1 protein-coding gene is annotated in these 300 nt (G+C 67.0%); it reads left to right on the forward strand.

Going from position 1 to position 300, the window contains the following annotated elements:
* Window positions 1–216, forward strand: a 216-nt coding sequence (locus SB822_RS56150) for an exonuclease domain-containing protein (RefSeq protein ID WP_410858984.1), incomplete at its 5' end; no start/stop codon positions are given.
* Between the last annotated feature and the right edge of the window lie 84 nt (window positions 217–300).

Consider the following 300-nt stretch of genomic DNA (forward strand, 5'->3'; position numbering starts at 1 on the left):
CGGCAGATGTCGCGGCTGGAGCGCTATTTCCACTACCGCAACCTCGACGTGTCCACGATCAAGGAGCTGGCGCGGCGCTGGTCGCCGCAGGTGCTGGCCGGGGTCAGCAAGACCTCCAGCCACACCGCGCTGAGCGACGTGCACGATTCGATCGACGAACTGCGGCACTATCGCCGCTTCATGGGTGAGCTGGCGGGATTGCCGGGCGGGGGTTGAATCCTTCCGTAGGAACGGCTTCAGCCGCGAATGCCCTCCGCTCGCGGGGTTGCCACCGGGGGGCGATGATTTCCGGTCGCGGCT

Origin of the sequence: Paraburkholderia sp. SIMBA_054 (assembly GCF_046534875.1) — a bacterium.
Taxonomy (GTDB): domain Bacteria; phylum Pseudomonadota; class Gammaproteobacteria; order Burkholderiales; family Burkholderiaceae; genus Paraburkholderia; species Paraburkholderia hospita.